General features: G+C 61.8%; 14 protein-coding genes. 10 read left to right on the top strand and 4 right to left on the bottom strand.

Going from position 1 to position 16,508, the window contains the following annotated elements:
• Positions 1-13 precede the first annotated feature (13 nt).
• The 3 genes from ACZIRK_RS28555 to ACZIRK_RS28565 all read left to right on the top strand — a co-directional run bounded on the left by ACZIRK_RS28555 (position 14) and on the right by ACZIRK_RS28565 (position 3,329).
• Positions 14-283 carry a hypothetical protein gene (locus ACZIRK_RS28555; RefSeq protein ID WP_474418622.1) on the top strand — a complete coding sequence of 90 codons (270 nt, stop codon included), beginning with the start codon at positions 14-16 and terminating at the stop codon, positions 281-283.
• A 98-nt stretch (positions 284-381) separates the two neighbouring features.
• On the top strand, positions 382-2,478 hold the full coding sequence (locus ACZIRK_RS28560; RefSeq protein ID WP_474418623.1) for a molybdopterin oxidoreductase family protein: 2,097 nt from the start codon (positions 382-384) through the stop codon (positions 2,476-2,478).
• Positions 2,479-2,546: 68 nt separating this feature from the next.
• Positions 2,547-3,329 (top strand): enoyl-CoA hydratase/isomerase family protein, encoded by a 783-nt coding sequence (locus tag ACZIRK_RS28565; RefSeq protein ID WP_474418624.1) that lies wholly within the window; start codon positions 2,547-2,549, stop codon positions 3,327-3,329.
• Positions 3,330-3,374: 45 nt separating this feature from the next.
• Here the strand turns inward: ACZIRK_RS28565 and ACZIRK_RS28570 are convergent, their stop codons facing one another.
• Together ACZIRK_RS28570 and ACZIRK_RS28575 are read right to left on the bottom strand one after the other, a co-directional pair.
• Positions 3,375-3,803, bottom strand: a complete 429-nt coding sequence (locus ACZIRK_RS28570) for a GlcG/HbpS family heme-binding protein (RefSeq protein WP_474418625.1) — start codon at positions 3,801-3,803, stop codon at positions 3,375-3,377.
• Positions 3,796-6,795, bottom strand: coding sequence for an FAD-binding and (Fe-S)-binding domain-containing protein (locus tag ACZIRK_RS28575; RefSeq protein ID WP_474418626.1), 3,000 nt, complete (start codon positions 6,793-6,795; stop codon positions 3,796-3,798). Before ACZIRK_RS28575 ends, ACZIRK_RS28570 begins: the two co-directional genes overlap by 8 nt.
• A 178-nt stretch (positions 6,796-6,973) precedes the next feature.
• Here ACZIRK_RS28575 and ACZIRK_RS28580 point away from each other — a divergent pair, with 178 nt between their 5' ends.
• The 3 genes from ACZIRK_RS28580 (at position 6,974) to ACZIRK_RS28590 (ending at position 10,220) form a co-directional block, all read left to right on the top strand.
• Complete coding sequence (locus ACZIRK_RS28580; protein ID WP_474418627.1) at positions 6,974-8,173, top strand: pyridoxal-phosphate-dependent aminotransferase family protein; 1,200 nt, start codon at positions 6,974-6,976, stop codon at positions 8,171-8,173.
• A 31-nt stretch (positions 8,174-8,204) separates the two neighbouring features.
• Positions 8,205-9,002 (top strand): enoyl-CoA hydratase/isomerase family protein, encoded by a 798-nt coding sequence (locus ACZIRK_RS28585; protein ID WP_130223594.1) that lies wholly within the window; start codon positions 8,205-8,207, stop codon positions 9,000-9,002.
• A 276-nt stretch (positions 9,003-9,278) separates the two neighbouring features.
• A complete protein-coding gene (locus ACZIRK_RS28590) occupies positions 9,279-10,220 on the top strand; it encodes a Bug family tripartite tricarboxylate transporter substrate binding protein (protein ID WP_051396823.1) in 942 nt (313 codons plus the stop codon).
• 30 nt (positions 10,221-10,250) lie between these two features.
• On the opposite strand, the gene ACZIRK_RS28595 is transcribed toward ACZIRK_RS28590, so the two are convergent.
• The gene (locus ACZIRK_RS28595) at positions 10,251-10,892 is read right to left on the bottom strand and encodes a class II aldolase/adducin family protein (protein ID WP_130223592.1); all 642 of its coding nucleotides are present in this window, start codon (positions 10,890-10,892) and stop codon (positions 10,251-10,253) included.
• Positions 10,893-10,992: 100 nt separating this feature from the next.
• On the opposite strand from ACZIRK_RS28595, the gene ACZIRK_RS28600 reads away from it, so the two are divergent.
• From ACZIRK_RS28600 to ACZIRK_RS28615, 4 genes are all read left to right on the top strand, one after another.
• Positions 10,993-11,868 (top strand): S-methyl-5'-thioadenosine phosphorylase, encoded by an 876-nt coding sequence (locus ACZIRK_RS28600; protein WP_474418628.1) that lies wholly within the window; start codon positions 10,993-10,995, stop codon positions 11,866-11,868.
• Positions 11,865-12,962: an S-methyl-5-thioribose-1-phosphate isomerase gene (mtnA, locus tag ACZIRK_RS28605; RefSeq protein ID WP_474418629.1), complete on the top strand. Its 1,098-nt coding sequence runs from the start codon at positions 11,865-11,867 to the stop codon at positions 12,960-12,962. The genes ACZIRK_RS28600 and mtnA overlap by 4 nt, the downstream gene beginning before the upstream one ends.
• A gap of 69 nt (positions 12,963-13,031) precedes the next feature.
• Positions 13,032-13,574, top strand: coding sequence for a tripartite tricarboxylate transporter TctB family protein (locus ACZIRK_RS28610; RefSeq protein WP_474418630.1), 543 nt, complete (start codon positions 13,032-13,034; stop codon positions 13,572-13,574).
• A 22-nt stretch (positions 13,575-13,596) separates the two neighbouring features.
• Positions 13,597-15,108, top strand: coding sequence for a tripartite tricarboxylate transporter permease (locus tag ACZIRK_RS28615; RefSeq protein ID WP_474418631.1), 1,512 nt, complete (start codon positions 13,597-13,599; stop codon positions 15,106-15,108).
• A 4-nt stretch (positions 15,109-15,112) separates the two neighbouring features.
• Here the strand turns inward: ACZIRK_RS28615 and ACZIRK_RS28620 are convergent, their stop codons facing one another.
• Entirely contained in the window at positions 15,113-16,306 is a 1,194-nt protein-coding gene (locus ACZIRK_RS28620; protein WP_474418632.1) for a CaiB/BaiF CoA transferase family protein, read from the bottom strand.
• Between the last annotated feature and the right edge of the window lie 202 nt (positions 16,307-16,508).

Here is a 16,508-nt window from a genome sequence, read left to right on the forward strand (position 1 = left end):
TGTGGAGAGATCCATGCACGACTCATTCGACCAGCCCCCTGACGACGACCAGAACATCTATCAAAGCTGGAGCATCAAGCTCATTGCTTTTCCGTTGCTCTTCGTCATCGCCCTGATCGGCATGGTGGTTAGTCATCCGTCGGCTATGAATTGGCTTTCGGACACGGCGCAGGCCGAGCCTGTCGGCCCAGACTTCGTCGGCCCAGACATCATACCGGACGCTCCCCGACCGACACGACTTGCTCTCCCGGCGAGTCGAATCCGCACGCTCCCCGGCGATTGATGTCGCTGCTTGGCGGAACCCGGCTTATGCCCTGTTTCGCACGCAAATTCCCGACAATCCCCCTCGGCGGCGCTGGAATTTGATGTTACCTATTTGGCATGAACGAGCGCGCCAAGATCGACATTCGCCATTCAACCTGTCCGCACGATTGTCCGTCGGCCTGTGCGCTCGACATCGAGGTGATCGAGGGCCGCTCGATTGGACGGGTCCGCGGCTCAAAGTTGCAGACCTATACAGCAGGTGTCGTCTGCGCCAAGGTTGCGCGTTATGCCGAGCGTATCCATCATCCCGAGCGGCTCCTCCACCCGATGCGGCGAACCGGGCCGAAGGGCTCCGGCCAGTTTGACCGGATTTCCTGGGACGAGGCGTTAGACGAGATCGTCGCGCGCTTCGATGCGGCCGAACGCGAATTCGGGGCCGAGTCGATCTGGCCCTACTACTACGCCGGCACCATGGGGCTCGTGATGCGCGACGGCATCAATCGCCTGGCGCATGTCAAGAAATACTCCCGCTTCTATTCCACGATTTGCGCGAATATCGCGCGCGTCGGATTTTCGGTTGGCACCGGCAAGATCGCCGGCGTTGATCCGCGTGAAATGGGCGTCTCCGACCTCGTCGTGATCTGGGGAACCAACCCGGTGAACACCCAGGTCAACGTCATGACGCACGCGATGCGCGCTCGGAAGGAGCGAGGCGCCAAGATTGCCGCGATCGATATCTACAACAATGACACGGTGAAACAGGCTGACGTGAAGATCATCCTGCGGCCCGGCACCGACGCTGCCTTCGCCTGCGGCGTCATGCATGTGCTGTTTCGCGAAGGCTACGCAGATCGCGCCTACATGGATCGCTATACGGATTGCCCGGATGAACTGGAAGCACATCTCGCCACCAGGACGCCCGAATGGGCTTCCTCGATATCAGGCGTGCCGGTGGAGGAGATCGAGGCTTTCGCCCGCCTGGTCGGCCAAACCAAACGCTCGTTCTTCCGCCTGGGCTACGGCTTCACACGAAGCCGAAATGGTGCGGCGCAAATGCACGCGGCGCTCTGCATTCCGGCGGTGACTGGCGCCTGGCAATATGAAGGCGGCGGCGCATTTTTCAACAATGCTGCGATCTGGAAATTCAACGAATCCGTCATCGAGGGACATGATGCGATCGACCGCACCACGCGTTGGCTCGATCAATCGAGGATTGGACGTATCCTGACCGGCGACGTCGAGGCCTTGAAGGGCGGACCGCCGGTCAAGGCGATGCTGATCCAGAACACCAATCCGGTGACGGTGGCGCCAGAGCAGACCTTGGTGCGCGAAGGGTTTGCTCGGGAGGACCTGTTCGTGGCGGTCCATGAGCAGTTCATGACCGAGACCGCAGCCATGGCCGATATCGTCCTGCCCGCGACGATGTTCATGGAGCACGACGATCTCTATTACGGCGGCGGTCACCAGCACATTTCAGTTGGGCCCAAGCTGATCGAGCCTCCGGCCGAATGCCGCAGCAACCATCAAGTGATTCAGGCGCTCGGGCGCCGCCTCAATGCAGTCCATCCCGGCTTTGAGATGTCACCGCGTGAATTGATCGACGTGACGCTGAAGAAGAGCGGTCATGGCGATATCGAGAGGCTTGAGGCGGATTTGTGGCGTGACATCCAGCCAGATTTCCGTAGCTCGCACTACCTCGACGGCTTTGCACATGCGGACAAGAAGTTCCACTTCAAGGCCGATTGGGCTCATCCGCCTTTCGGGATCGCCGGTCTGGGGCCGTGGGATCAGATGCCGTCGCTACCCGACCATTGGACCATCATTGAGGAGGCCGACGAGCAGCACCCGTTCCGGCTGGCGACCTCGCCGTCACGGAGCTATCTCAACACCAGCTTCAATGAGACGCCGGGATCCCAGGCACGCGAGGGTAAGCCGACGGTGATGATCCATCCGGACGACGCCGCGGCCCTTTCGATTGCCGACGGCGATGCGGTGACGCTCGGCAACATGCGCGGCGAAACGACGCTAACGGCAAAGCTGTTCGACGGCGTGCGTCGCGGCGTGCTGATCGCCGAATCCATCCACCCAAATAAGGCCCATATCGGTGGCCGCGGCATCAATACGCTGACGGGCGCCGAGACGGTCGCCCCTGTCGGCGGCGCCGCGTTCCACGACAACAAGGTTTGGGTCCGTAAGGCTCGGGTCTCAGCCTAAATCGCTCTTGCAGTCGGCCGCCACCTGCCGCAAATGGTTGCCGGAAACGGCAAGAACAGGCGGGCAAGATGACCGAGAGCAGCAGCGTGATCCTGGAGAAGCGAGGCCAGGCGTTCTGGATCACGATCAACCGGCCGGACAAGCGCAATGCGCTCAACGGTGACGTGATCGCGGGCATCGCAAGAGGTTATCGCGACGCTCATGATGACAGCGAGGTCCGCGTCATCGTGCTGACAGGGGCGGGCGACAAGGCCTTTTGCGCCGGAGCCGACCTGCAGAACAGCGGCGCTGCCTTCGCGATGGACTATTCCAAGCCGAATGTCGATTACGCTGATCTGTTACGACTCTCGCAAAACTCGACCAAACCCGCGATCGCGCGCGTAGGCGGGGTGTGCATGGCCGGCGGCATGGGCCTGCTATGTATGACCGATATGGCCGTGGCCGCCGATCACGTGATCTTCGGCCTTCCGGAGGTCAAGGTCGGCGTCTTCCCGATGCAGGTGATGAGCCTTTTGCAGTCGATGGCGCCGCCTCGCCTGGTCAACGAATGGGCGCTGACCGGCGAGCCCTTTGACGCCAAGGCCGCGCAGGCCGCAGGGCTGCTGAATTATGTGGTGCCGGCGGCCGAGCTGGACGCGAAGGTCGAGTGGTTGATCAACCGCATCGTCGACAAGTCGCCGACCGCAATCCGGCGCGGCAAATATGCCATGCGCGCGATAGCCTCGATGTCGTTCGACGAGAGCATCGCCTATACCGAGAGCCAGATCGCGTTGTTGGCGATGACCGAGGACGCCAAGGAAGGCCTCAAAGCGTTCAGCGAGAAGCGCAAACCATCCTGGCCCGGGCGATAGGGCCGGTCCAGGATAAGGAAATCTGCCTCGTCGCTCCTACTGCGACTAACCCGGATTCGCCTTGAGTCCGGCTGCTTCGATGCCCGCGATCGCGCAGATCTCATCGTTATCCGAAGTATCGCCGCTGACGCCAACGGCACCAAGCAGCGTGGTGCCATCCAGAACGAGTACGCCGCCGGGCACCGGTACCAGGCGGCCCTGCGCCAGCGCATTCACCGCGCCGATGAAATAGGCCTGCTCCTGCGCGCGCTGAAACAATGCCCGTGATCCCATGCCGAGCGCCAGCGCGCCATAGGCTTTCCCATGCGCGATCTCGGCGCGCATCAGGCTGGTCCCATCCTGCGCGGCGGTGAGTTTGACCGCGCCGCGCGCGTCGAGGATGGTGATGACAAGGGGCTTGAGCTTTTTCTCGACGGCCGTAGCAAGCGCGGCGTCAAGGATCTTTCGGGCAACATCAAGCGTAAGCTCAGTCATGGAGGGGTTCCTTTACGGGAGTGGAGTGACCTTCGGATTTCGCGCGATCCAGGCTCATGGCCAGCACACGTGCGACATGGAGCGGAGAACGTGCAGTGCCATCCTTGATCTGGTGTCGGCACGAGGTGCCGTCAGCAACAATCAGCGTCGTGTTGTCGGCGCGGCGCACTGCGGGAAGGAGAGAGAGTTCAGCCATATCGATCGAGGCTTGGTAGGTGTCAGCGCCGTAGCCGAACGCGCCGGCCATGCCACAACAGCTCGACTCGATGCTTTCGACAGTCAGGTCCGGGACAAGGCGCAGCACTTTTTCGACAGGCTTGAACGCGCCGAATGATTTCTGGTGACAATGGCCGTGGACCAGGGCCTTGTTGGCGATGGCGCCAAGCGGCAGCCGCAAGCGGCCAGCCTCCGCTTCGCGCACCAAGAACTCCTCAAAGAGCAGCGCATGGGCGCTGATGTTTCTTGCGATTTCGTCGGAACGCAATGAGAGCAGTTCGTCGCGCAGGGTCAAAAGGCAGCTCGGTTCTAGGCCGACGATCGGCACGCCGCGCGCTGCGAAAGGCGCGTAGGTGGCGACCAACCGGTCCAATTCGGTGTGAGCCTGATCCACCATGCCAGCCGAGAGGAATGTGCGTCCGCAGCAAAGCGGCCGGGCGCGATCGATGGGCTGCGGGAGATGAACGCGGTAGCCGCCCTCCACGAGTACACGCAGCGCGGCATCGAGGTTCTCGCGCTCATAGGTGCGGTTGAAGGTATCGGCGAACAGAACCACCTCATGGCCCTGTTCCGGACCAAAGACTTCCGCGTCCGTCTTGAAGACATCGCGCCGGAATGCCGGCAGCGATCGCTTCGAACTGATGCCCGCGAACCTTTCGAACAGCGCTCGTAACGAGCTACTGCTGTTGCGCCAATTGGCTAATGGCGCAAAGCGCGACGCAAGACCCGCATAACGGGGCAAATAGCCAACCAGCCGGTCGCGGAGCGAGAGCCCGCGCTTCGCCGCTCGCGCAGCCAATACCTCGATCTTCATCTTGGCCATGTCGACCCCAGTCGGACACTCATGGCGACAGGCCTTGCATGAGACGCAGAGCTTTAGCGTCTCCATCATCTCGTCCGACGAAAGCGCGTCGGGTCCCAACTGCCCAGATATGGCCAGCCGCAACGTGTTGGCGCGTCCGCGCGTAACGTCCTTCTCGTTGCGTGTCGCGCGATAGGACGGGCACATCACGCCGCCCTCAAGCTTCCGGCAAGCGCCGTTATTGTTGCACATTTCGACGGCACCTTGGAAACCGCCGCCGGCGCCGGGATATGCCGACCAGTCGAGTACGGTCTTCAGTTCGTTGACCTTGTATTGCGGCGAGTAGCGAAACAACGAACGGTCATCCATCCTTGGTGGATCGACGATCTTGCCGGGGTTCAGCACACCGTTCGGATCGAACCGATGTTTGATCTCCCTGAAGTCGGCGACAATGCGCGAGCCGAACATCGTCTCGTGAAATTCCGACCGCACCAGGCCGTCGCCATGCTCGCCGGAATGCGAGCCCTTGTATTCGCGCACCAGGGCAAACGCCTCTTCGGCGATGGCGCGCATCGCCTTGACGTCCTTTTCGAGCTTGAGGTTAAGCACGGGGCGGACATGCAGACAGCCTTCGGAGGCGTGAGCGTACATCGTGCCGCTGGTGCCGTGCCTGGCGAACACGTCGTTGAGCCGGTCGGTGTATTCAGCGAGATGCGGCAACGGCACCGCGCAATCCTCGACGAAGGAGACCGGCTTGCCTTCCTGCTTCATCGACATCATGACGTTGAGCCCGGCGGCACGGAAGTCGGCGATAGCGCTTTGCAGGGCGGGTTCGACGATCTCGACCACGCCACCCCATTTGCGCGGCGGCTTGTCCCAGCCGAAGCCGAGATCTCCCATCAACTCGCCCAGTTGCTTCAGCCGCGTGAGATTTTCAGCCTGATCCTCCTCAGCGAATTCCACCACCAGGATCGCATCGGGATCGCCGCGCACGGCGGAGGCGATGACCGGTTTGAACATCGCGATATCCCGGCCGAGCGCGATCATGGTGCGGTCGACCAGTTCGACTGCGATCGGCCGCAGCTTGACCAGATGCTGGGCTGCGTCCATCGCCTCGTAGAAGCTGCCGAAATGACAGACGCCTAGCACCTTGTTGCGGATCGTCGGCCACAGCTTGAGCTCGACTTTGGTGGTGAAGGCGAGGGTACCCTCGGATCCCACCAGCAAATGCGCCAAGTTGTTCGGCGCATTGCGCGGCACTAGCGCATCGAGATTATAACCGCCGACCCGGCGCTGCACTTTCGGGAATTTGTCTGCGATTTCGGCTGCCTCACGCTCGCCGAGATCGAGCACGTCCCGGAAGAGTGTCAGCCCGCTGTCCGGTGAATTCACCTGCGCGAGATCGCGCGGCACTTCGCTGAAATGCAGGAGCGTGCCGTCGGCAAGCGCGGCATCCATCGACAGCGTATTGTCGCGCATGGTGCCGTAGCGCAGCGAGCGCCCGCCGCAGGAATTGTTGCCGGCCATGCCACCAATGGTGGCGCGTGAGGCGGTGGAGACGTCGACCGGAAACCACAGCCCATGCTTTCTGAGCTGGCGGTTGAGATCGTCGAGCACGATGCCCGGCTCGACCACGCAGGTCCGGTTCTCCACGTCCAACGATAGGATTTTATTCAGGTGCCGCGAGAAATCGATCACAACGCCGTGGTTAACGGTTTGGCCGCATTGCGAGGTGCCGCCTCCACGGGGAGTCACGATCCGGCCGGCGTCGCGCGCGATCGTCAGCGCCCGCAGCGCCTCGTCCATAGTTCGGGGAACCACCACGCCCTCGGGCACGATCTGGTAGAACGAGGCATCGGTCGCGTAACGTCCGCGGCTGAAGGCGTCGAAAAGCACATCGCCTGTGATCTCGCGGGCCAAGCTCTTAGCGAGCGCGCTGCTGTCGGCCGTTTTTTGGGTCTGTTCGGCTCTCATTGCCGCCGCCGGTCGGTTCTCGTGCCTTGCACCATTCTCTTGCCTTCCAAGGACCGGCTTGGCAAGGCAAAGCCCTGCTTCTTATGCATTGATGGGCACCGTTGGGCGAGGGACAAGCCCGCAAAATGGTGATATTCGAGCGGCTCGCGACGCCAAGCTAGACCGGGAAGGACGCCTCATGACCCTGCATACTGGACGGCATTTTCTGCAGATTCCGGGACCGACTAACGTGCCGGATCGGGTTCTGCGCGCCATGGACATGCCGACCCTGGACCACCGCGGTCCCGAATTTGCGGAGCTCGGCCATGCGGTGCTGGCGGCCATGCAACGGGTATTCCGGACCAAGCAGCCGGTGATCATCTATCCGTCCTCGGGGACGGGCGCCTGGGAGGCCGCGATCGTCAACACGCTCGCCCCCGGTGACAAGGTGTTGATGTGCGAGACTGGCCAGTTCGCCGTGCTGTGGCGCGGCATTGCCGACAAGTTCAAGCTCGACATCGACTTCGTTCCCGGTGACTGGCGCCACGGGGCCGATCTTGAGCAGATCGACGCGCGGCTATCCGCCGACCGCCAGCACAAGATCAAGGCCGTCATGATCGTCCACAACGAGACCTCCACCGGGTGCGTGACGTACCCCCTCGAGGTTCGCAAGATTATGGATCGGATCAACCATCCGGCGCTCTTGATGGTCGACACCATCTCCGGCCTCGGTTCGCTTGAATATGAACATGACGCCTGGGGCGTTGACGTCTCGGTCGCGGGTTCTCAGAAGGGATTGATGCTGCCGCCGGGCCTTGGCTTCAACGCCGTTTCGGAGAAGGCGCTGGCGGTGGCCAAGGCCAACCCTGCGATGCGGTCCTACTGGGACTGGCAGGAGGTGATCGCCATCAACAAGGTGGGCACTTGGCCCTATACGCCGGCGACTAATTTGCTAATGGGCCTGAGAGAGGCCGTGAAGATGCTGGAAGAAGAGGGCCTCGAAAATGTCTTCGGCCGCCACAAGCGCCACAGTGCGGCAACACGCGCGGCGATGAAGGTGTGGGGGCTGGAGACCCAGTGCCAGGATCCCCAAGCGCATTCGCCGGCCCTGACCGGTGTGGTGATGCCGGAAGGCCATGACGCCGACAATTTCCGCAAGGTGGTGCTGGAAAACTTCGACATGTCGCTCGGGACCGGCCTGAACAAGATCAAAGGCAAGGTTTTCCGGATCGGCCATATCGGGCACTTCAATGACCTGATGCTGATGGGCACGCTGTCGGGCGTCGAGATGGGGCTGGACCTGGCCAAGGTGCCGCACCGGAGCGGTGGAGTGTTGGCGGCGATGGAGGTGCTCAAGGGGCGCGACGTCTTGCCGATGCCGAAGGCCGCGGTCGCCTGAGCCGGTCCGACAACGAGAGAAAGAGGTCGCCATGAACGCCCCAGTCACTCCCAGCGAAGACCTGATCTATTCCGTCGAGGAGGGGATCGCCAAGATCATTTTCAACCGGCCGCAGGCGCGTAACGCGCTGACCTTCGCGATGTACGAGCAGATGGCCTCGATCTGCGAGAGCATCAACGAGGACCGCTCGATCAAGGCGCTGATCCTGACCGGTGCCGGTGACAAGGCTTTTGCCTCCGGTACCGACATCTCGCAATTCCGCGCCTTCAAGACCGCGCAGGATGCACTTGACTATGAAGCGCGGATCGACCGTGTGCTCGGCGCTCTCGAGCAGTGCCGGGTGCCTGTCATTGCGGCGATTGCCGGAGCCTGCACGGGCGGCGGCGCCGGGATCGCAGCCTGCTGCGACATCCGGATCGGTACCGAAGCGACGCGGATCGGATTTCCAATCGCACGTACGCTCGGTAATTGCCTCTCGATGTCGAATATTTCGCGCATCGTCGCGCTGGTCGGTCCGGCGCGCACCAAGGATATGATTTTCAAGGCTCGCCTGGTCGAGGCGCCGGAAGCGCTGGCGCTCGGCTTGCTCAATGAAGTCGTGCCCGACGTCGCGACCTTGCAGCGCCGCGCCGACGAGACCGCAAAGCTCATTGCGAGCCACGCGCCGATCACGCTCGAAGTGACGAAGGAGGCGGTGCGTCGCATCCGCCGCACGCTGTCGCGTGATGAGGGCGAGGATCTGATCCTGCGCGCCTATATGAGTGAGGATTTTCGAGAGGGCATGGACGCCTTCCTCAACAAGCGCACGCCGAACTGGAAGGGCAAGTAGGTATCATCGTCTTTCCGTGAGATCGACGCTGGGCGGACGCTGCCGCGAGCCGACGTCGCGTGGACAGGCGCGCGGAGAGGGCCGAATTCTTTGCGTCGCTCTTACAATCTCATCCCAAAGTCAGTAGCAATGTGGTCGTTCGCGGCTTGAACTTCGCGTTCCCAGTCCGCAGAATGGCGATGCTGGCACGCCCCTGATGTGCCAATCTAAATAAAGACATAGGGAAGAGACGTGAGACATTTTGCAGGAGCCGCGACCGCTCTGGCGGCCGTTCTTATGACCGCGCCGGCACTTGCCGCTTGGGAGCCGACCAAACCCGTCGAGATCGTCGTCGCTGCCGGAGCCGGCGGCGCCTCCGACCAGATGGCGCGCATGATGCAGGCAGCGATCCAGAAGAACAATCTGATGAAGCAGCCGATGGTGGTTTCGCTCAAGGGCGGCGCATCGGGTGCCGAAGCGCTAATGTATATGAAATCGAGCGAGGGTGATCCAAACAAGGTGCTGATCGCCTATTCCCTGATTTACATGCTGCCGCTGTCGGCGAAAATTCCGTTCAACTGGCGTGACCTCACTCCGGTATCGGTGGTCGCAATGGATCAGTTCGTTTTGTGGGACAACGCATCGGGTCCCAAGACAGTGAAGGAGTTCATTGCGGCAGCGAAGGCTGCATCCTCGCCCTTCAAGATGGGCGGCACCGGCTCCAAGCGCGAGGATCACGTGCTCACCGTGTTCATGGAGCAGAAGACCGGCGCGAAATTCTCCTATCTGCCCTACAAGTCTGGCGGAGAGGCGGCGACGCAATTGGTCGGGAATCACACCGAAGCCAACGTCAACAATCCATCTGAGAATCTGGAAGTCTGGCGCGCCGGCCAGGTGCGCGCGCTTTGCGTGTTCGACAAGGAGCGCATCTCCTACAAGACCAAGGTCACCGAAACGCAATCCTGGAACGACATCCCGACCTGCAAGGAAGAGGGGCTCGACGTCCAATACCTGATGCTGCGGGCGATGTTCCTGCCGGGCAAGGTTACGGCCGAGCAGCAGGCATTCTATGTCGACCTGTTTCAGAAAGTAACGCAAACGCCGGAATATAAGGATTATATGGAAAAGCAGGCGCTGAAGCCGATCTTCCTCACCGGCAAGGACATGGTGCAGTTCCTGGAGGAAGACGACAAGCTCAACGCTTCGCTAATGAACGAAGCGGGCTTCATCGCCAAGTAACGCGTCACGGCAGCAGTCGGCTTCCCGCTCTCATTTATCCGCGTGGCCGTAGCCGGCCATGCGGACACGCACATTTTCGATCTCTTCGGTCGGCAGCAGACGCGGCTTCCCGATCTGCAGACAGCCGTGGTACTGCCGCGCCAGCGTTTCGACCTCGACCGCCAGCCACATGGCCTTTGCCAGCGATGGCCCGACGGCGATCATGCCGTGATGTTCGAGGAGGCAGGCCAGCCTTCCATCGAGCGCCTTGACCGCATGCGCCGAAAGTTCCTGCGTTCCGAATGTGGCGTAGGGCGCACAGCGGATCGTGTCGCCGCCGGCGCACGCGACCATGTAGTGGATCGGCGGGATCTCCAGACCCATGATGGCGAGGATCGTGCAATAGGTCGGGTGGGCGTGAACCACGGCGTTTATGTCCGGGCGAGCGCGCAGGATGTCCAGGTGGAAGCGCCATTCGCTCGATGGCCGCTGCGCCGGATCAAATGAGCCGTCGAGACCCATATAGACGATCTGCTCGGGCCGCATCGTCTCATAGGAGACGCTGGTCGGAGTGATCAGCAGGCCGGCCTCATGCCGCAGGCTGATGTTGCCCGAAGTGCCCTGGTTGATGCCGAGCGCATTCATGCGCAGGCAGGCATCGATGATGGATTGGCGTTTTTCCTTGTCGTTCATGGTTAACCTATCAAACGCCGTTTACGGCCCCTCGACAATGCTTGATTATTGCGTCGCAGTATAGTCGAACGTTACTTCGAAAGTCTGATCGGGAGAGGCCATGACCAGCGCCGTGCTAGGCATTATCGGCGGATCCGGCATCTATGACTTGCCGGGTCTTGAAAACGTCCGCGAGGAGGCGATCAGGAGCCCCTGGGGCGAGCCCTCCGCGCCGCTCCGCTTTGGCACCATTGCCGGCCTGCCGATCGTGTTCCTGCCGCGGCACGACAAGGGGCACCGCCTGTCCCCGTCCGACATCAACTACCGGGCCAATATCGATGTGCTGAAGCGGGCGGGGGTTACCGATTTGGTGTCGCTGTCGGCCTGCGGATCGTTCAAGGAAGAATTGCCGCCTGGCACTTTCGTGATCGTCGATCAGTTCGTCGACCGCACCTACAAGCGCGAAAGCTCGTTCTTCGGCAAAGGCTGCGTCGCTCATGTCTCGATGGCGCATCCGGTATCGCCGCGCTTGCGCATTCATCTGGCGGCCGCCGCAGAAGCCGAAGGCATTCCCTTCGCGCGCAGCGGCACCTATCTGTGCATGGAAGGTCCGCAGTTTTCGAGCCTTGCCGAAAGTCTGACGTACAAGGAACTCGGCTACGCGGTGATAGGCATGACCAATATGCCTGAGGCGAAGCTCGCTCGCGAAGCCGAGATTTGCTACGCGAGCGTCGCGATGGTGACCGACTTCGATTGCTGGCATCCGGATCACGATGCGGTGACCGTGCAAGACATCATTCGCGTGCTTAGTTCAAATGCCGAGAAAGCCAAGGCGCTGGTGGCGCGCTTGGCAAAGGATTTTCCGCGCGAGCATGAGCCGTGCCCGATCGGCTCCGACCGCGCGCTCGAGACCGCGCTGATCACGGCGCCCGAGGCGCGCGATCCGGAACTGCTCAGGAAGCTCGACGCGGTAGCAGCGCGGATCCTGCGTTCATGAAAGTCGATGGCCGGGCATTCCGCAGCATTTGGCTCGAGCCCGACGGCTGGTCCGTCGGGGCTATCGATCAGCGGCGGCTGCCGCATGAGTTTGTCATCGCGAGCCTGACGAGTGCGGAGGAGGCTGCGGACGCAATCCAAACCATGCTAGTCCGCGGTGCGCCGCTTATCGGTGCTACCGCCGCTTACGGCATGGCGTTGGCCATGCACGCTGATCCCTCCGACGTGGCGCTCGATCGCGCATACAAGCTGCTGATCGCGACCCGGCCGACGGCCATCAACCTGAAATGGGCGCTCGACGAGATGGCGGCTGTGCTTCGTCCGCTGGCGCCCTCCGTGCGCAGGGAGGCAGCATATAAGCGTGCCGGCGAGATCGCCGATGAGGACGTCGGAATCAACCAGGCGATCGGCAGCCACGGCCTCGAAGTCATCGAAGCGATCGCTGCCAAGAAAGCCGGCGGCGCCATCAACATTTTGACGCACTGCAACGCGGGCTGGCTGGCTACCGTCGATTGGGGGACGGCGACGGCACCGATCTACCGGGCTCATGACATGGGATTCAGCGTTCATGTCTGGGTCGACGAAACGCGTCCGCGCAATCAGGGGGCCTCACTCACCGCCTGGGAACTTGGCCACCATGGCGTCCCACACACCATCATCCCCGACAACACGGGGGGTCATCTGATGCAGCACGGCATGGTCGATCTGGCGATCGTTGGAACCGACCGGGTCGCAGCCAATGGCGATGTCTGCAACAAGATCGGTACCTACCTGAAGGCGCTCGCCGCGCGCGACAACAGCGTGCCATTCTATGTTGCACTGCCGTCGCCGACTATCGACTTTAGTATCAATGATGGCCGGGAAATTCCGATCGAACAGCGTGCAGCAAGCGAAGTGACGCATATGAGTGGGCGTACGGCGGATGGACGAATTGAGATGGTGCGTGTGGTCCCCGAGGGCTCGCCGATCGCTAATTACGGCTTTGACGTCACGCCGGCGCGCCTGGTGACTGGTTTGATCACCGAACGCGGCGTGGTCCGGCCCGATCATGCTGCACTTGCGAGCGCGTTCCCGGAGCGGACCGGCAGGCGTTGAGCGTTAGATTGACGCCGGTTGCGGCAGCACGTATCCACGCTGGAGCGCCTGTCCGAACCGTCTGCCTCCATGTCCAACACCGATATCGAAATCGTCGTCGACGATCCGACTGCGCCGGAAGCCAATTCACCCGCGGTGACCAGCAATCGCGTCGTGGACGCTGTCGTGTCGCTCGTGTTGCTCGCGCTTGCCGTCACGCTCGGATGGGATAATTGGCGCACGGGCGCGGCCTGGGATGCGACCGGCCCCGAGCCGGGCTACTTCCCGTTCTACCTTTCGATCGTTCTTGGCGGCGCCAGCCTCTACGGGCTGTTTGCAGCGATCTTCTCGCGCAAGGAAGCTTCCGAGATCTTTGTGACACAGGCACAGCTTCGCCGGGTCATGGCGGTGTTCGTGCCGACGGTCTTTTTCTGTCTCGCCACGCAATTCCTTGGGCTCTATGTTGCGAGCTTCCTCTTGATCGCTGGCTTCATGCGCTTTGTCGGCAAGATCGCGGCGTGGAAGTCTCTGCTCACCGCTTTCATCTTCACCGCCGCGATGTTCGTGACGTTTGACATCGCCTTCGACGTCATCATGCCGAAGGGACCGCTCGAAGCGGCCCTTGGCTACTAATCGATCGGCGGGACCTTCAGTCATGGAAGCTTTTGGCCTGCTCCTTCACGGCTTCGCCGTTCTCCTCACCTGGAAAACGCTGTTACTGATGATGGTCGGGCTCGTGCTCGGCATTTTCGTCGGCGTACTGCCGGGGCTTGGTGGGCCGAATGGCGTGGCGATCCTGTTGCCGTTGACGTTCACGATGGACCCGACCTCGGCCATCGTGATGCTATCCTGCATCTACTGGGGGGCACTGTTCGGCGGCGCCATTACCTCTATTCTGTTCAATATTCCCGGCGAAGCTTGGTCTGTTGCGACCACGTTTGACGGCTATCCGATGGCGCAGCAGGGCAGGGCGGCGGAAGCGCTGACGGCTGCTTTCACCTCGTCCTTCATAGGCTCGCTGGTCGCGGTGCTCCTGATCACGTTTCTGGCGCCGATGATCTCGTCATTCGCGCTGAAGTTCGGGCCGCCGGAATTCTTCGCGGTCTATCTACTGACCTTCTGCTCCTTCGTCGGTCTTGGCCGCGAGGCCAGGCACAAGACCGTCATCTCGATGTCACTTGGTCTTCTGCTTGCCGGCGTCGGCATGGACACCGTGTCCGGCCAGCTCCGCATGACCTTTGGCTCTACCGAGCTGCTCCGCGGCATCAACTTCCTGGTCGCGGTCATCGGCCTGTTCGGCATCAGCGAAATCCTGCTGACAATGGAAGAGCGTCTGGCGCTGCGCGGCCATGCTGCCGGCATCAGCCTGCGCGTGGTGCTGTCGGTCTGGAAAGATCTACCGAAATACTGGGTGACGCTGGTGCGTTCATCCTTCATCGGCTGTTGGCTTGGAATCACGCCGGGCGGCGCGATCGCCGCCTCGTTCATGGGCTACAATCTCGCCAAACGCTTTGCCAAGGACCAGGACAGTTTTGGCAAAGGCCGTATCGAGGGCGTATTTGCGCCGGAGACGGCGGCGCATGCGTCCGGCACCTCAGCGCTGCTTCCGATGCTTGCGCTCGGAATTCCCGGATCTGGAACCGCCGCCATCCTGCTCGGCGGCTTGATGGTATGGGGACTTAATCCTGGGCCGCTCTTGTTCGTCGAGCACAAGGATTTCGTTTGGGGCCTGATTGCCTCGATGTATCTCGGCAACGTCGTTGGCCTGGTCCTGGTGCTGACGACAGTGCCGATCTTCGCCTCGATCCTGCGCGTCCCGTTTGCGGCGGTTGCACCGATGATCGTGGTGTCCTGTGCGATCGGCGCTTACGCGATCCAGAATGCGATGTTCGATATCTGGCTGATGCTGGGCTTTGGCGTGGTCGGTTACGTCTTCAAGAAGATCGGCATTCCCTTGGCGCCGTTCACGCTCGCGCTTGTGCTGGGCAACCGTGCGGAGGATGCGTTCCGGCTATCGATGATCGGCTCCGGCGGCGATATGAAGGTGTTCTGGTCGAACGGGCTTGTCGGTTCGATCACGACGCTCGCAATCGTCCTGTTGTTCTGGCCCTTGATCGACATGGCGCTTAGCGGCGCCACTCGCCGGCTGCGGCCGGCGAAGGCGTAAAGCCTCACACGACTTTGCGCTGCCTGAGCTCGGCGATCTCATCCTTGCTGAAGCCGAACTCCGCCAGCACTTCGTCGGTCTGCTCGCCGAATTCCGGCGGGCGCGCCGCCATGGTGCTTGGCGTCCGTGACAGTGTCACCGGTTGGCCCACCAGTCGGATGTGGCGGTTCTCTGCGTTCGCCACGTCCTGGGCGATGCCGAGATATTTCACTTGCGCATCCTCGAACATCTGGTCGATGGAATAGATAGGGCCGCAAGGCACGCCGGCCGAGTTCAGCTCGTTGACCCAGGTCTCGGTGGATTTCTTCTGCGTCAACTCGTTGATCCTCGCATTGAGCGCGTCGCGGTTCTTGGAGCGTGCCGGCGCCGTGGCATAGTCGGGATCGCTGATGAGTTCGGGCGCCCCGATCGCCTGTGCGCAGCGTTCCCAGATGCGTCCGCCTGTCGTGGCGATGTTGATGTAACCATCCGACGTCTTGAACACGCCGGTGGGGATCGACGTCGGGTGGTTGTTCCCGGCCTGCTGCGCCACTTCCTTTTCCATCAGCCAGCGCGCGGCCTGGAAATCCAGCATGAAGATCTGCGCCTGCAACAGCGAGGTTTGTACCCATTGACCCTCACCCGATACGTCGCGTTCCAGGAGCGCCGTGAGGATGCCGATCGCACAGAACAGGCCGGCGGCAAGGTCGGCAACGGGGATACCGACCCGCATTGGGCCGCCGCCGGGCGCGCCGGTCACTGACATCAATCCGCCCATGCCCTGCGCGATCTGATCGAACCCCGGGCGTTTATGGTAGGGCCCGTCCTGGCCGAAGCCGGAGATGCTGCCATAGACAATGCGCGGATTGATCTGGCGGAGACTCTCGTAGTCGATGCCGAGTTTGGCTTTGACATCAGGCCGGAAATTCTCAACCACAACGTCAGCCTGTTCGGCTAGCCGCTTGAATACTTCGAGGCCTTTCGGATCCTTGAGATTGAGCGTCATCGCGCGCTTGTTGCGGTGCAGGTTCTGGAAGTCCGAGCCATGCCGTGGGCCGCCCGGTTGCTCGCCGCCGGCGTCCTCCGTCAATGCATCGATCTTGATGACATTGGCACCCCAGTCCGCGAGCTGCCGCACACAGGTGGGGCCGGAGCGGACGCGGGTGAGGTCGAGAACTGTGAATCGGGACAGGGCTTGCGATGCATGCGGGACGGGCATTACGAGGAGCTCCGGATAGAACGGCGGCGCTACAATAGCGCCGGACAACCTCCCGGCAAGGTCTGCCTCCCGCCAGCAACGGCATGGCGGACTTGATGTTTTGAGTGGCTTGGCGGGGATCGTAAGGGAAGGCGGCCGGGATTTGCTTTAGGGACACCCCGCAAGGCCGGGTGCGCTTTTCATATTCGGGTGGCTGCTCCGC

Source organism: Bradyrhizobium sp. Leo114, from assembly GCF_055229415.2.

Bases quoted from the DNA above. Each gene is read 5' to 3' on its own strand.
- mtnA (WP_474418629.1), top strand. From the start codon at position 11,865: ATGAAAGTCGATGGCCGGGCATTCCGCAGCATTTGGCTCGAGCCCGAC.
- ACZIRK_RS28565 (WP_474418624.1), top strand. From the start codon at position 2,547: ATGACCGAGAGCAGCAGCGTGATCCTGGAGAAGCGAGGCCAGGCGTTC.
- ACZIRK_RS28610 (WP_474418630.1), top strand. From the start codon at position 13,032: ATGTCCAACACCGATATCGAAATCGTCGTCGACGATCCGACTGCGCCG.
- ACZIRK_RS28590 (WP_051396823.1), top strand. From the start codon at position 9,279: ATGACCGCGCCGGCACTTGCCGCTTGGGAGCCGACCAAACCCGTCGAG.
- ACZIRK_RS28585 (WP_130223594.1), top strand. From the start codon at position 8,205: ATGAACGCCCCAGTCACTCCCAGCGAAGACCTGATCTATTCCGTCGAG.
- ACZIRK_RS28595 (WP_130223592.1), bottom strand. From the start codon at position 10,892: ATGAACGACAAGGAAAAACGCCAATCCATCATCGATGCCTGCCTGCGC.
- ACZIRK_RS28580 (WP_474418627.1), top strand. From the start codon at position 6,974: ATGACCCTGCATACTGGACGGCATTTTCTGCAGATTCCGGGACCGACT.
- ACZIRK_RS28575 (WP_474418626.1), bottom strand. From the start codon at position 6,795: ATGAGAGCCGAACAGACCCAAAAAACGGCCGACAGCAGCGCGCTCGCT.
- ACZIRK_RS28560 (WP_474418623.1), top strand. From the start codon at position 382: ATGAACGAGCGCGCCAAGATCGACATTCGCCATTCAACCTGTCCGCAC.
- ACZIRK_RS28555 (WP_474418622.1), top strand. From the start codon at position 14: ATGCACGACTCATTCGACCAGCCCCCTGACGACGACCAGAACATCTAT.
- ACZIRK_RS28615 (WP_474418631.1), top strand. From the start codon at position 13,597: ATGGAAGCTTTTGGCCTGCTCCTTCACGGCTTCGCCGTTCTCCTCACC.
- ACZIRK_RS28570 (WP_474418625.1), bottom strand. From the start codon at position 3,803: ATGACTGAGCTTACGCTTGATGTTGCCCGAAAGATCCTTGACGCCGCG.
- ACZIRK_RS28620 (WP_474418632.1), bottom strand. From the start codon at position 16,306: ATGCCCGTCCCGCATGCATCGCAAGCCCTGTCCCGATTCACAGTTCTC.
- ACZIRK_RS28600 (WP_474418628.1), top strand. From the start codon at position 10,993: ATGACCAGCGCCGTGCTAGGCATTATCGGCGGATCCGGCATCTATGAC.